Origin of the sequence: Microbacterium sp. USTB-Y (assembly GCF_023703415.1) — a bacterium.
Classification (GTDB): Bacteria; Actinomycetota; Actinomycetes; order Actinomycetales; family Microbacteriaceae; genus Microbacterium.
Genome location: NZ_JAGMTU010000005.1, coordinates 53,119 through 66,998, shown reverse-complemented (window position 1 = coordinate 66,998; position 13,880 = coordinate 53,119). Strand labels below are relative to the sequence as shown.

Genomic DNA, 13,880 nt, shown 5'->3' with positions numbered 1-13,880 from the left:
CAGGCGCCGGGACCCGAGTACAACGAGCCGAGCACAGAGGGGCGGCCGGCCCCGCGGCTCCCCACCCCGAACCGCCACCCGACTCACAACAGCCAGGCACCGTATTCAGGCTGGATCTCACGGATCCGCACGAAATCCGCCCGCCGACCACCCGCATCGCCGATCCAACCTGAATCAGGCGCCGGGACCCGAGCACAACGACCCGAGCACAGAGGGGCGGCCGGCCCCGCGGCTCCCCACCTCGAACCACCACCCGACGCATAACAGCCAGGCACCGAACTCAGGCTGGATCTCACGGATCCACACGAAATCGGCCCGCCGACCACCCGCATCGCCGATCCAACCTGAATCAGGCGCCGGGACCCGCGCACAACGACCCGCGCACAGGCGCACCGCCGAGCCTCCGTCGAAGGTCCGGCGCGTGGCCCGGACTCGGTGACGCCCCCCTACGTGGGCGTCGCGGTCACGAGGATCGGCAGGTGATCCGACTCCCCCTGCGGCAGGGTGCGCACGGACTCCACGACGAAGCCCGACGCCGCGGCGAAGTCGTAGAAGCCGCGGAACACCCGATAGCGCGTGTAGGTGTGCTGGTCGCTCATCACGAGCTCGTAGCCCACGTCGCGCATGTGCTCGCTGAGCCGCTCCTTGAACACCGGGTAGTTGAAGTCGCCGACGATGAGCTGCGGCAGACCCCAGCCGAGCTCGGAGAGCTCGGAGAGCGCGGCGCGGATCTGGTCCCGGCGCAGCGCGTTGCGCGCGGTGAGCGGAGCCGCGTGCAGCGACGCGACGAGGAAGTCGCGGCCCGCGTCGATGTCGCGCAGGCGCACGCCGAGCAGCCGCTCGTGCGCGGGACGCAGCACATGGTCGTGCAGCGACTTCTTGACCGAGACGGCCGCCGAATCGACGAGGCGGAAGGCGCTGGAGCGGTAGTAGATCGCGAGGCCCAGCCGGTTGCGCTGCGTGGTGTGCGCGAGCACCAGATCCCCCGCCTGCTCCGGCAGCGACGCGGTGTCCCCCTCCTGCAGGCACAGCACGTCGGGGTCATGCGCGTCGACGAGGTCGTCGAGCTCATGCGCCGCACGATGCTTGCGCAGGTTGTAGGAGATGATCCGCACGCCCCCACCGTACCGGCGCGCCCTCTCGCCAGCCTGAGCGGACGCACGAGTTCATCGGATGTTGCGGATCCGGATCCGGCTCAGTCGTCCTGGTCGCGACGGTTGCGGGTCTGCTCGGCGCGGGCCGCGAGCAGGTCGTCCGACGGATACCCGACCTCGGTGAGCGTGAGGCCGCGCGCGGCGAGCACCTTGAACGCGCTGGTGCGGGTGAGGTCGTCGCGCAGCCGCGCCAGATCGGCGATCTCGAGACGCCCCTCCCCGACGGCCGCGCAGGCGCCCACGAGCGCGCGGACCATGCTGTGGCAGAACGCGTCGGCCTTCACCTGGGCGACGAGCACCCCCGCGGCGTCCCGTGTCCAGCGGTAGTCGAGCAGGGTGCGGATCGTCGTGCCCTCCTCGCGCGGCTTGCAGTACGCCGCGAAGTCGTGCAGGCCGATCAGCGTCTGCGCGGCGGCGTCCATGGCGCCCTCGTCCAGGGCCGCGCGGACCGTCGTGGTGTCGTGGCGGAGCAGCGGGTCGTATCCGGCGCGGGCGTCGGCGAGCCGGTACCGGTAGCGGCGCCACACGGCCGAGAAGCGGGCGTCGAACCCCTCCGGGGCGAGCGACGTGCGTGACACGGTGACGTCGGGGTACTGACCGAGCACCCCGCGGATCCGCGACGCCAGCGACGCCGCCGGGTCGTCGGCCGCGCGGCCGTTGCGGGTCACCACGCGCGCCCACTGGCGTTCGTCCAGATCGACGTGCGCGACCTGGCCGGTGGCATGCACGCCCGCGTCGGTGCGCCCGGCGACGACGAGACGAGGGCCGGATGCCCCCGGATCCCCGCCGTCGGAGTCCGCCCCCGGTCCGACGATCCGCGCGAGGGCGGCCTCGATCGTGCCCTGGACGGTCCGCAGTCCGGGCTGCTTCGCCCAGCCCCGGAAATGGGTGCCGTCGTAGGCGATGTCGAGACGGATGCGCACGGATCCAGGGTACCGACCCCATCCCGGGCACCGCGCCCGTGCCGGCCCCGGCCCCAGCGGCGATCCGCCCGCGGAGTAGGGTGTGTGTCACAGTCCGCCCGGAGCCGGGCCGGATCCGGGATCACCCTGGGACTCAGTCTCATTTTGTGCGACACTGAATGCCAGGTGGCCGACGCCGGCACCCGAGTCGGCGGCGCAGCGGCATCGAGTCAGACCGAGATCGAAGGAGATCCCATGGTCAGCAGCACGTTCCCCGAGGTCGAGATCCCCGCGGTCCCGATCCACGAGTATCTGTTCGACGGCATCTCCGAGCACGACCTCGACCGCACAGCGCTCGTGGACGGCATGTCCGGCGCGGAGACCACCTACCGACAGCTCATCGGGCAGATCGACCTCTTCGCCGGTGCGCTCGCCGCACGGGGCATCGGCGTGGGCGACGCCGTGGGACTCCTCTGCCCGAACGTGCCCGCCTTCGCGACGGTGTTCCACGGGATCCTCCGCTCGGGCGCCACGGCCACCACGATCAACGCGCTCTACACCGCCGACGAGATCGCGAACCAATTGCGCGACGCCTCGGCGTTCTGGCTCATCACCGTCAGCCCCCTGCTGCCGCAGGCGCAGGCGGCCGCCGAGCAGCTCGGCCTCCCCGCCGACCAGCTGATCGTGCTCGACGGCGCCGAGGGCCACCCCTCGCTGCGGAGCCTGCTCGCCGAGGGACACCACGCGCCGGACGTGCACTTCGACCCCGCCACGCACGTGGCCGTACTGCCCTACTCGTCCGGCACGACCGGCCGCCCCAAGGGCGTCATGCTCACGCACCGCAACCTCGTCGCCAACGTCGCCCAGAGCACCGTCTCGATCGACCTGAACGACGAGGACCGGATCCTCGCGGTGCTGCCGTTCTTCCACATCTACGGCATGACCGTGCTGCTCAACCTGGCCGTGCGCCTGCGCGCGACGCTCGTCACGATGCCGAAGTTCGACCTCGTCGAGTTCCTGCGCATCATCGCGGAGCAGCGCACCAGCTGGCTGTTCATCGCGCCGCCCATCGCCGTCGCCCTCGCCAAGCACCCCCTCGTCGAGCAATACGACATGAGCTCGGTGAACGTCGTGTTCTCGGGCGCGGCGCCGCTGGACGGGGCGCTCGCCCATGCCGTCGCCGAGCGCCTGGACTGCGTGGTGCGGCAGGGCTACGGCATGACCGAGACGAGCCCCGTGACGCACACGATCCCCGTGGAGCGCGACGACATCGACCTCTCGTCGGTGGGCCTGCTCATCCCGAACACCGAGGCGCGGCTGCTCGCCGAGGACGGATCCGACGTCGTCGTCCCCGCCGAGGGGGCGAGCGAGCCCGGCGAGCTGCTCATCCGAGGGCCCCAGGTCATGAAGGGCTACCTCAACCGTCCGGATGCGACCGCCGACATGCTCGACGAAGACGGCTGGCTGCACACCGGAGACGTCGCCACGGCGACCGCCGGAGGCGTGTTCCGGATCGTCGACCGCCTCAAGGAGCTCATCAAGTACAAGGGCTACCAGGTCGCCCCCGCCGTGCTCGAGGCGGTGCTCCTGGAGCATCCGGCGATCGCCGATGCCGCGGTGATCGGCGCTGCGGACGAGGACGGCCAGGAGGTGCCCAAGGCGTTCGTGGTGCTGCAGCAGGGCGCGTCCCTCGACGACGAGGGCGTCAAGGCGCACGTCGCGTCCCACGTCGCCCCGCACGAGAAGGTGCGGATGGTCGAGTTCATCGACGTGATCCCGAAGTCCAGCTCGGGCAAGATCCTGCGCAAGGATCTCCGCGCCCGGTCCTGACCTGCGGGTTCGAGTGCTCGGGATCCCGTTCCGTCGCAGAACGTGTCGCGCTCAGGCCCGCGCGTCGGTCGGCGCGTCCTGGGGCGAGTGCCGGAACACGATGTAGTGATACAGCACGAAGCGCACGACGACGATCACCGCGATGCTCGCGAGGTTCACGATGTTGACCAGGGCCGGCCCCGGCCCGTGGCCGGTGACCCCTTCGATCACCTCGGCGCCGAGCCAGACGATGCCGGCGCCGAGCAGGGTGCACACGAGGTTCACGCCGAGGAAGAGCACGATCTCGGCGCCGCGTCCACGCCGGTCCCGGCCGCGGAACGCCCACTCGCGGTTGCCGAAGTACGCGTTGATCAACGCGACGAGCGACGCGGCGATCTTGCCGACGACGAGATCCCACCCGAAGACGTAGACGAAGAGGTTGAACGCCCCGACCTCGATGAGGGTGCTGATCCCGCCGACGATCAGGAACCGGGTGCCGACTCCCGCCAGACGGCGCAACCGGGAGCGGCGATCCATAGCCCTACTAGAATACCCGGGGGGAGGCGCGGCCTGTGACGTCTTCCCTTCCGCCGACACCTGAGGTTCGAGTGCAGTACGCCCACCTGGCCGTTGTGATGCCGGCCTACAACGAGGCCGAGGGCATCGGCGGTTTCATCGACGAGATCCGCTCCGCCGTCGCCCCGCTCGCCGACCGGATCACCTTCGTCGTCGCCGACGACCGCTCCACCGACGGCACCGCGGCGGCGCTCGCCGGCATCGCCGACGTCGACGTGCAGACCCAGCCCGCGAACCGCGGGCACGGCCCCACCGCGCTGGCCGCCTATCGCGCAGGTCTCGCACTCTCCCCCGACGCCGTCGTGCACGTCGACGGCGACGGTCAGTTCCTCGGATCCGAGATCGCGGCCGCCGTGCGCGCGCTCTCCCGCTCCGGAGCCGACGTGGTGCACGGGGTACGGCACTCCCGCACCGACGCCTGGTACCGGCGCGTGCTCACCGCCTGCGTGCGGCTGCTCATCGCGACCTTCGTCGGGCGCGGCGTGCCCGACGTGAACACTCCTCTGCGCGTGTACCGCCCCGAGGCGCTGCAGATCCTCGTGAACGCCGTGCCCTCCGACGCCCTCGTCCCCCATGTGCACTTCTCCCTCGCCGAGGTGCGGGCCGGTCTCGCCGTGCGTTACCTGCGGGTGCGCAGCATCCCGCGGCGCGGCACGTCCAGCACCGGCACGATGTGGGGCCGGGTGTCACGGCCGTCGCTGCCGCCGAAGAAGCTGGTGATGTTCGCCATCGACGCGCTGCGCGAGGTCTGGAGCTGGTCGCTGCGACCGGGCGCACCACTGCGCGCGCTCGCGCTCGAGACACCCGGCCGGGTGCCCGCCCCCGACGGATCCCGATCGTCATGACCCGCCGCCTCGCCGGCGCCGCCTTCTGGATCCTGCTCGCGCTGCTCGTCATCGCGAACGCGATCGTGATGTGGCACAGCCTGACCGTGCTGAGGCTCTGGGAGGACGAGGCGTTCAACCTCACCGTGCCGCGCAACCTCGTCGCCGGGCTCGGCTACACGAGCGACGGCACCCTGTCCGGGTCGACGCTCACCCCGTTCGATCCGCGCATCTCCACCGGACCCGTTGTGCTGCTCCCGGTCGCGGGAGTGCTGATGCTGGGCATGGATCCGGTGATCGGCGCCCGGCTCGTCCCGCTCGCCTCCTGGGTGCTGCTGCTGGCCGGGTGCGCCGTGCTCGGACGCCGTCTCGCCGGCCGCTCCGGCGCACTGGTCGCCGTCGCCCTTCCGCTCGCGTTCAACACCGCCGAGAGCGTCTCGCCCATCCAGGGCCCGGCCGACCTGCTCGGCGAGATCCCGGCGGCGGCGCTCCTCGTCTGGGCGCTGATCGTGCTGCCGCGCCGGAGCTGGCTCGCCGGGCTGCTGCTGGGACTCGCGGTGCAGGCGAAGCTCATCGCGCTGCTCGCGCTGCCGGCGTTCGCCGTCGCCCTCTTCCTGCTCACCCCGCCGGCCCCGTTCGGGCGGCGCCTGGTCGCGGCGCTGCGCCGCGGCGTGCTGCCCCTGGTGCTGGTCGCCGCGCCGACGCTGCTCGTCGAGCTCACGGCCCTCGTGTCTCTCGGCGTCACCGGCTACGCCCGGCACGTCCGCGCGCTGGGCGGCTTCCTGCTCAGCGGCGGTCAGCACATCGCGCCCACGACGGTGCCGGAGAAGCTCGGCACGCTCGCCGGCGCGTGGTTCGTGCCGTGGTGGCTGATGGCGGCAGCCGTGGCCCTGGCGGTCGCCGCCGTGGTCTGGGCGGCCGTACCCCCGCGCGGTACGGAAGGGGAGGCTCCCGCGCAGCGCTGGTGGCAGCGCGATCCGCAGCTGCTCGCCCTCGGCTTCGGCTCCGCGGTCGGCCTGCTCTCCTTCGTCGGCTGGTGGGCGCAGGCCTCCCAGCTGCCGCTGTGGGTGCGCCACCCCGCGGTCGGGGTGTTCGCGTTCGCCCCGGTGCTCGCCGCGATCGCCGTCCGCGCCGTGACGGCCCTCTGGCGTCGCCGCGCACCCTCGGGGGCGCAGAGCCCCGCCCGGATCCTCGCGGTCGTCTCCGCGGTGGTCCTGGGCGTCGTGGTGGCTGCCGGGGCCGTCGGCGACGCCGCGCGCGCGGTGCGGCCGCCGACGACGGAGACCCTCGCCCAGCAGCGGGCCGCCGTCGCGCCGCTCGCCGACTGGGTCCGGGAGCACGATGCGGCGTGGCTGGCGGCCAAGCCCTGGGGCGGGCCGGTGTCGTCCGTCGTGCTGACCGGCGCCCATGTGGGCCTGTTCGACGCCACCGCGATGCGACGGACGCCGACCCTCGAGTACGGAGTGTGCAGCACCGGATCCCCCCTCGCCGCAGCCTCCGGCATCGTGATCTGCCCCGCTCCCTGATTCCCCGCCTGCAGCGCGCCGCCTCGGATCCTGCCTCTCTCTCGGTGGAGACGCGCGACGTCGAGCATCCCCTCCACTCACGTCGCAGACGATGTCGTTCTGAGCGGGTCACACCGACATCTTCTGCGACGGTAAGGACGACGAACCCGGGGAAACGACGAAGCCCGCCGCCCCACAGGGGGCGACGGGCTTCGAACGATGTGGTGCCTTACTCGGCAGCCTTCTCCTCGGCGGGAGCGTCGGCGGCGGCCTCGGTGATCTCCTCGGCCTCCTCGACGACCTCAGCCTCGGCGGCGACCTCTTCGGCGACCTCGGCCTCGACGACCGCGGCGGCCTCTTCGACGACCTCGGCAGCGGCAGCCTTCTCCGCCTTGGCGGGCTTCGCGGCGGCCTTCTTCACCTTCGGCGTGACGGGCTCGAGCACGAGCTCGATCACGGCCATGGGCGCGTTGTCGCCCTTGCGGTTGCCGACCTTGGTGATGCGGGTGTAGCCGCCCTCACGCTCGGCGACCAGCGGCGCGATCTCGGCGAACAGCACGTGCGTCGCCTCCTTGTTGCGCAGCACGGACAGCACACGACGACGCGCGTGCAGGTCGCCGCGCTTGCCGAAGGTGACGAGGCGCTCGGCCAGCGGACGCAGGCGCTTGGCCTTGGTCTCGGTGGTCTTGATCGACTTGTTCACGAACAGCTGGGCGGCGAGGTTCGCGAGCAGCAGACGCTCGTGGGCGGGGCCGCCTCCGAGGCGGGGACCCTTGGTGGGCTTGGGCATTGTTCTCTAGCTCCTGGATCGGAAAGGTTCGGGTATCAGAAGGACTCGTCTTCGGAGCCGCCGTAGAAGTGGGCGCCGTCGAAACCGGGCACCGAATCCTTCAGCGACAGGCCGAGCGAGACGAGCTTGTCGCGCACCTCGTCCACCGACTTCTGTCCGAAATTGCGGATGTTCATGAGCTGCGTCTCCGAGAGGGCGACGAGCTCCGAAACCGTGTTGATGCCTTCGCGCTTGAGGCAGTTGTACGAGCGGACGGACAGATCGAGGTCCTCGATCGGCATCGACAGCTCGTTCGAGAGCACCGCCTCGACCGGCGCGGGGCCGATCTCGATGCCCTCGGCCTCGACGTTCAGCTCGCGGGCGAGGCCGAACAGCTCGGTCAGCGTGCGGCCGGCCGAGGCGACGGCGTCGCGCGGGATGATCGAGTTCTTGGTCTCGACGTCCAGCACGAGCTTGTCGAAGTCGGTGCGCTCGCCGGCGCGGGTGGCGTCGACGCGGTAGCTGACCTTGAGCACGGGCGAGTAGATCGAGTCGATCGGGATCTGGCCCGCCTCGGCGTACTCGCTGCGGTTCTGCGCCGCCGACACGTAGCCGCGGCCGCGCTCGATGGTGAGCTCGAGCTCGAACTTGGCGGTGTCGTTGAGGGTCGCGATGACCAGCTCGGGGTTGTGCACCTCGACGCCGGCCGGAGCGGAGATGTCCGCCGCGGTGACCTCGCCGGCACCCGTCTTGCGCAGGTAGGCCGTGATGGGCTCGTCGCGCTCCGAGGAGACGACCAGCTGCTTGATGTTGAGGATGATCTCGGTGACATCCTCCTTCACACCGGGGATGGTGCTGAACTCGTGGAGGACGCCGTCGATGCGGACGCTCGTGACGGCCGCGCCGGGGATCGACGACAGCAGGCTGCGACGCAGCGCGTTGCCGATCGTGTAGCCGAAGCCGGGCTCCAGCGGTTCGATGACGAACCGGCTGCGGTTCTCGGAGATCTTTTCCTCGGTGAGAGTGGGACGCTGTGCGATGAGCACTGTGTGTTCCTTTCGATCACGTGCCCGCTATATGACACGTGTGGGTGAGGTCTTGAATTGTGGAAGAACGCGGGTGAGGATCCCCGGTCTCGAACGACCGGGGATCCTCAGCGTGCGTCAGACGCGGCGGCGCTTCGGCGGGCGGCAGCCGTTGTGCGCCTGCGGCGTCACATCCTGGATCGAGCCCACCTCGAGGCCGGCGGCCTGCAGCGAGCGGATCGCGGTCTCGCGGCCCGAGCCCGGACCCTTGACGAGGACGTCAACCTTCTTCACACCGTGCTCGGCGGCCTGGCGGGCGGCCGACTCCGCGGCCATGCCGGCGGCGTACGGGGTGGACTTGCGCGAGCCCTTGAAGCCCACGCCACCGGAGGACGCCCAGGCGATGACGGCGCCGGACGGGTCGGTGATCGAGACGATGGTGTTGTTGAACGTCGACTTGATGTGGGCCTGGCCCAGCGCGATGTTCTTCTTCTCCTTGCGGCGCGGCTTGCGCGCGGCGGCCTTAGGTGCAGCCATGAAAGTGTTCTCCTATTCCCTGGCCGCCGCTTAGCGGGCCTTCTTCTTGCCGGCGACGGTGCGCTTCGGGCCCTTGCGGGTGCGCGCGTTGGTCTTGGTGCGCTGACCGCGGACCGGCAGGCCACGGCGGTGACGAAGACCCTCGTAGGAGCCGATCTCGACCTTGCGGCGGATGTCGGCGGCGACCTCGCGGCGGAGGTCACCCTCCACCTTGTAGGTGCCTTCGATGTAGTCGCGGAGGGCGACGAGCTGGTCGTCGGAGAGGTCCTTGACGCGGATCGACTCGTCGATCTCGGTGGCCTTGAGGATCTCGACCGAACGGGTACGGCCGATGCCGTAGATGTACGTGAGGGCGATCACCACGCGCTTGTCGCGCGGGATGTCGACGCCGGCAAGACGTGCCATGCGGTAACTCCTGGAGTGTTGTGGAGGTGTGGAGCAGGATCGGTGCCCGGGCCTCCGCCCGAGGTGTCCCCCTTGCGGGTTCTGATCCTGCCTTTCAGATGTTGAGTTGTGAGATCGCGAGAGATCCGGGCCGCGGCCCGGACGCTCAGCCCTGGCGCTGCTTGTGGCGCGGGTTGCTCTTGCAGATCACCATGACGCGGCCGTGGCGGCGGATCACCTTGCAGTGGTCGCAGATCGGCTTGACGCTGGGGTTGACCTTCATGTTGCTTCCTTATCGCTGTCTTCACCGGGCAGGCGCGAGCGCCTGGGGTGTTACTTCTCGACCGGCCTAGCGGTAGCGGTAGACGATGCGACCGCGCGTGAGGTCGTAGGGCGAGAGCTCCACGACGACGCGATCCTCGGGGATGATGCGGATGTAGTTCTGCCGCATCTTTCCGGAGATCGTTGCAAGCACCTTGTGTCCGTTGGAGAGCTCAACGCGGAACATCGCGTTGGGCAGCGCCTCGGACACGACGCCCTCGATCTCGATGACACCGTCTTTCTTAGCCATAGCCTCGCTGACGCTTCTGCAGACCGGTCGATCTGCGGTGGGTGGGTGGTGGTGGAACTGTGCGGATCCGGACACGCCGGACCAAGGCGCAAAGCACCAAGGATCTATGGTAGTCCGGATCCGCGGATCCGCAAAATGCGGAGGTTACTTCTGCCCGGCGATCGCCGCGACCTTGGCGAGATCGGCCTGCTTGGTCAGGTCGAGACGCTCGCCGTTGATCTCGACCGTCGGTGTGCCCTGGATCTTGTGGGCCGTGGCCTGGGCGGTCGGGAACTTGAAGAACGTTCCCGCCTTGATGGTCGCCTCGGCCTTGTCGGCGCCGACCTGCTTCGCGAAGTCGATCAGCTGCTGATCCGTGAGACCGGGGGTGTTCTCGGTCGGCTGGTTCTCGAAGAGGATGTTGAGGTAGTCCAGGAACTTGTCCGGATTCTCCTGCGCGACGGCGTACGAGGCGGCCGCCGCGCGCGAGGAGTAGTTGGTGCCCTGCGAGAACCGGTCCAGGATCGCGATCGGGTGGTACTCGAGCGTGATCTTGTCCTCCTTCGCGAGCTTCTGCAGGTCCGCACCGAACTGGGTCTCGAAGCTCTTGCACACGGGGCACTGGAAGTCGACGAAGACCGCGACCTTCTCCTTGCCGGATCCCGTGGTCACGGCCCCGGTCTCGGAGTTGATGATCGCGCTCTTGGGGGCGGCGCCCGGATCCGTCGCCTTGTTGTTCAGCCAGACGACCACGCCGACCAGCGCGATGAGCACGGCGACGACCGCGGCGGTGATTCCGATGGCGAACCCGTTGGTCCTGCCCTTGGCAGCGGCCATGTGTGTGTCTCCTTCTTCGGGATCCGTGCCGTGGATCCGCTCAGCTGTGTCTTCCCATTGTGCCGTGTCCAGCCTTTGAGGTCCGTGGGAGCCGTCCCGTCACCGCGAGACACCACTTCCTGCACGAGACATCACGCCAGGCACGAGGTCTCGTGCAGGAAGTGGTGTCTCGGCGGATCAGGCGAGCGGGGCGGGGGTGACGCCGAACGCGGCGAGGCCCGCGGCACCGCCGTCAGGCGCGGTGAGCACCCAGATGCCGCCGTCGTGCAGGGCGACGCTGTGCTCCCAGTGCGAGCCGTCCGAGCCGTCGGTCGTGGTGACGGTCCAGTCGTCGTCCTCGACGTAGGTCTGGTCGGATCCCGCGGTCACCATGGGCTCGATCGCCAGCACCAGTCCCGGGCGCACCTCGGCGCCGCGGTCGGGGGTGCGGTAGTTGAACAGGCTCGGCGCCTCGTGCATCTTTCGGCCGATGCCGTGCCCCACGTACTCGCGCAGGATCCCGTAGGGCTTGCCGGAGACGCCCGAAGGGCCGGCGGCGAGGATGTGGTCCTCGATGGCGGCCGAGATGTCGCCGAGGTGCTTCGCCGACGCCATGGCGGCGATCCCCGCCCACATCGAACCCTCGGTCACGTCGGACAGCTGCTGCCGGGCCTGCACGCGCGCCGTCTGCGCCTCATCGGGCACCACGAGGGTGATGGCGCTGTCGCCGTTCCAGCCGCGATACTGGGCACCGGCGTCGATCGACACGATGTCGCCCGGCTGCAGGACGCGGGATCCGGGGATCCCGTGCACGACCTGGTCGTTTACGGAGATGCAGGTGGCGTTGCGGTAGCCGCGCACGAGCTTGAAGTTCGACTCCGCACCGCGGTCGACGATCACGCGGTCGGCGATGGCGTCGAGCTCGCCCGTCGTGATGCCGGGACGCACGGCGCCGCGCACGGCCTCGAGCGCGGCGGCCGTGATGAGCCCGGGCTCGACCATCGCCTCGAGCTGTGCGCGGCTCTTGTAGATCGAGCGGCGGAACGCCACGTCAGACCGCAGCCGTGCGCACGAGGCCGCGGAGGGCCAGCGCGGTGAAGATGCGCTCGGTGATCTCGTCGAGGCTGCCCACGCCGTCGATCGTGTCGACGATGCCCCGGGCGCCGTAGGCGTCGAGGATCGGCGCCGTCTGAGCCTCGTAGATGTCCAGACGGTGCGCGATGGCCTCAGGGGTGTCGTCGGCGCGGCCCTGCTCGGTGGCGCGCAGCGCCAGCCGGGCGATGCTCTCCTCGCGCGGGACGTCGAGGAGGATCACGGCGTCGAGCGCCGTGCCCTGCTCCCCCAGGAACGCGTCGAGGTGCTCGACCTGGGCGGCGTTGCGCGGGTAGCCGTCGAGCAGGAAGCCCCGCTCGGCATCGGGCTGCGACAGGCGGTCGCGCACGAGCGCTCCGGTCAGCTCGTCGGAGACCAGGTCGCCGGCGTCCAGGATCGCGGTGACCTGCTTGCCGAGGGGCGTTCCCTCCTTGATGTTGGCGCGGAAGATGTCGCCGGTCGAGACCACGGGGATGCCGTAGGCCTCGGCGATCCGCACTCCCTGCGTGCCCTTGCCGGAGCCCTGCGGGCCCACGATCAGCAGGCGTGCGGTGGAGTGAGCGGATGCCGTCATCGTAGGAGCCCTTCGTAGTGTCGCTGCTGCAGCTGCGCGTCGATCTGCTTGACCGTCTCCAGCCCGACGCCGACGATGATGAGGATCGAGGCGCCGCCGAACGGGAAGTTCTGGTTCGCCCCGACGGTCGCCAGCGCGATCAGCGGGATCAGAGCGATGAGACCGAGGTAGAGCGAGCCCGGGAGCGTGATGCGGGTGAGCACGTAGTCGAGGTACTCCGCCGTGGGGCGGCCCGCGCGGATCCCGGGGATGAATCCGCCGTACTTCTTCATGTTGTCGGCGACCTCGGTCGGGTTGAACGTGATCGCGACGTAGAAGTAGGTGAACCCGATGATGAGGAGGAAGTAGACCGCCATGTAGATCGGGTGGTCGCCCTTGACGAAGTACGTCATGATCCAGGTCGCCCACGCCGGCGGGGTCTTGCCGTCCTGAGGGATGTTGAACTGCGCGATCAGCATCGGGATGTACAGCAGCGACGAGGCGAAGATCACCGGGATCACACCGGCCATGTTGACCTTGATCGGGATGTAGGTGTTGGTGCCGCCGTACGTGCGCCGGCCGACCATCCGCTTCGCGTACTGCACCGGGATCCGGCGCTGCGACTGCTCGATGAAGACGACGAGCGTCATCACGATGATCCCGACGAGCAGCACGAGCAGGAAGACCTCGAAGCCCTTGGTCTGCCAGATCGCCCACATCGCGCCGGGGAAGGTCGCCGCGATCGAGGTGAAGATCAGCAGCGACATGCCGTTGCCGATGCCCTTCTCGGTGACGAGCTCGGCGAACCACATGATGAGGCCGGTACCGGCCGTGAGGGTGATGATGAGCAGCAGCTGCGCCCACCACACGTCGTTGGTGAGCAGCTGGTTGCACGCGGCGACGCCGGTCTGGCCGAAGAGCTGGCCGGTGCGGGCGACGGTGACGAGAGTCGTGGACTGCAGCAGTGCGAGCGCGATCGTCACGTAGCGGGTGTACTGGGTGAGCTTGGCCTGACCGGCCTGGCCCTCCTTGTGCAGCGCCTCGAAGTGCGGGATGACCACGCGCAGCAGCTGGGTGATGATCGAGGCGGTGATGTACGGCATGACGCCGAGGGCGAAGATCGACAGCTTCAGCAGCGCGCCGCCGGAGAAGAGGTTGACGAGCCCGAGCAGGCCTTCGGTGCCGCTGTTCTGGGCGAGGCACTCGGAGACGTTCGGGAAGCTCACGAACGGAGCGGGCACGGTGGATCCGAGGCGGTAGATCGCGATGATCGCGATCGTGAAGCCGATCTTCCGACGAAGATCCGGCGTGCGGAAGATCCGCGCGATGGCGCTGAACAAAAGCTTGCCTTCCTGAAAAGGGATGATGCCCGACGAGGGACAGT

16 protein-coding genes are annotated in these 13,880 nt (G+C 69.6%); 3 read left to right on the top strand and 13 right to left on the bottom strand.

Annotation, left to right across the window (positions count from 1 at the left end):
- Positions 1–446: 446 nt before the first annotated feature.
- Positions 447–1,115: an endonuclease/exonuclease/phosphatase family protein gene (locus tag J8G10_RS13205; protein ID WP_251445602.1), complete on the bottom strand. Its 669-nt coding sequence runs from the start codon at positions 1,113–1,115 to the stop codon at positions 447–449.
- 80 nt (positions 1,116–1,195) lie between these two features.
- The gene (gene truA, locus J8G10_RS13200; protein WP_251445599.1) at positions 1,196–2,077 is read right to left on the bottom strand and encodes a tRNA pseudouridine(38-40) synthase TruA; all 882 of its coding nucleotides are present in this window, start codon (positions 2,075–2,077) and stop codon (positions 1,196–1,198) included.
- 234 nt (positions 2,078–2,311) lie between these two features.
- On the opposite strand from truA, the gene J8G10_RS13195 reads away from it, so the two are divergent.
- On the top strand, positions 2,312–3,886 hold the full coding sequence (locus tag J8G10_RS13195) for an AMP-binding protein (protein WP_251445596.1): 1,575 nt from the start codon (positions 2,312–2,314) through the stop codon (positions 3,884–3,886).
- 51 nt (positions 3,887–3,937) lie between these two features.
- Here the strand turns inward: J8G10_RS13195 and J8G10_RS13190 are convergent, their stop codons facing one another.
- The gene (locus tag J8G10_RS13190; protein WP_251445593.1) at positions 3,938–4,402 is read right to left on the bottom strand and encodes a GtrA family protein; all 465 of its coding nucleotides are present in this window, start codon (positions 4,400–4,402) and stop codon (positions 3,938–3,940) included.
- A gap of 71 nt (positions 4,403–4,473) precedes the next feature.
- Here J8G10_RS13190 and J8G10_RS13185 point away from each other — a divergent pair, with 71 nt between their 5' ends.
- The gene (locus J8G10_RS13185) at positions 4,474–5,286 is read left to right on the top strand and encodes a glycosyltransferase family 2 protein (protein WP_251445590.1); all 813 of its coding nucleotides are present in this window, start codon (positions 4,474–4,476) and stop codon (positions 5,284–5,286) included.
- Positions 5,283–6,791 (top strand): hypothetical protein, encoded by a 1,509-nt coding sequence (locus tag J8G10_RS13180; RefSeq protein ID WP_251445587.1) that lies wholly within the window; start codon positions 5,283–5,285, stop codon positions 6,789–6,791. The genes J8G10_RS13185 and J8G10_RS13180 overlap by 4 nt, the downstream gene beginning before the upstream one ends.
- Positions 6,792–6,999: 208 nt before the next feature.
- On the opposite strand, the gene rplQ is transcribed toward J8G10_RS13180, so the two are convergent.
- The 10 genes from rplQ to secY form a co-directional block, all read right to left on the bottom strand.
- Positions 7,000–7,560, bottom strand: coding sequence for a 50S ribosomal protein L17 (rplQ, locus tag J8G10_RS13175; RefSeq protein ID WP_251445583.1), 561 nt, complete (start codon positions 7,558–7,560; stop codon positions 7,000–7,002).
- A 35-nt stretch (positions 7,561–7,595) separates the two neighbouring features.
- Entirely contained in the window at positions 7,596–8,585 is a 990-nt protein-coding gene (locus J8G10_RS13170) for a DNA-directed RNA polymerase subunit alpha (protein ID WP_045249904.1), read from the bottom strand.
- 117 nt (positions 8,586–8,702) lie between these two features.
- Positions 8,703–9,101, bottom strand: coding sequence for a 30S ribosomal protein S11 (gene rpsK, locus J8G10_RS13165; RefSeq protein WP_017829189.1), 399 nt, complete (start codon positions 9,099–9,101; stop codon positions 8,703–8,705).
- Between the two features lie 30 nt (positions 9,102–9,131).
- Positions 9,132–9,506: a 30S ribosomal protein S13 gene (gene rpsM, locus J8G10_RS13160; protein WP_045249906.1), complete on the bottom strand. Its 375-nt coding sequence runs from the start codon at positions 9,504–9,506 to the stop codon at positions 9,132–9,134.
- Between the two features lie 145 nt (positions 9,507–9,651).
- The gene (gene rpmJ, locus J8G10_RS13155) at positions 9,652–9,768 is read right to left on the bottom strand and encodes a 50S ribosomal protein L36 (protein WP_005050492.1); all 117 of its coding nucleotides are present in this window, start codon (positions 9,766–9,768) and stop codon (positions 9,652–9,654) included.
- Positions 9,769–9,834: 66 nt separating this feature from the next.
- Positions 9,835–10,056, bottom strand: coding sequence for a translation initiation factor IF-1 (gene infA, locus J8G10_RS13150; RefSeq protein ID WP_018171468.1), 222 nt, complete (start codon positions 10,054–10,056; stop codon positions 9,835–9,837).
- Between the two features lie 144 nt (positions 10,057–10,200).
- Positions 10,201–10,872: a thioredoxin domain-containing protein gene (locus J8G10_RS13145; protein ID WP_251445580.1), complete on the bottom strand. Its 672-nt coding sequence runs from the start codon at positions 10,870–10,872 to the stop codon at positions 10,201–10,203.
- 177 nt (positions 10,873–11,049) lie between these two features.
- Entirely contained in the window at positions 11,050–11,901 is an 852-nt protein-coding gene (map, locus tag J8G10_RS13140) for a type I methionyl aminopeptidase (protein WP_251445577.1), read from the bottom strand.
- Between the two features lies 1 nt (position 11,902).
- The gene (locus J8G10_RS13135) at positions 11,903–12,517 is read right to left on the bottom strand and encodes an adenylate kinase (protein ID WP_251445574.1); all 615 of its coding nucleotides are present in this window, start codon (positions 12,515–12,517) and stop codon (positions 11,903–11,905) included.
- A complete protein-coding gene (secY, locus tag J8G10_RS13130; RefSeq protein ID WP_251445572.1) occupies positions 12,514–13,836 on the bottom strand; it encodes a preprotein translocase subunit SecY in 1,323 nt (440 codons plus the stop codon). The genes J8G10_RS13135 and secY overlap by 4 nt, the downstream gene beginning before the upstream one ends.
- Between the last annotated feature and the right edge of the window lie 44 nt (positions 13,837–13,880).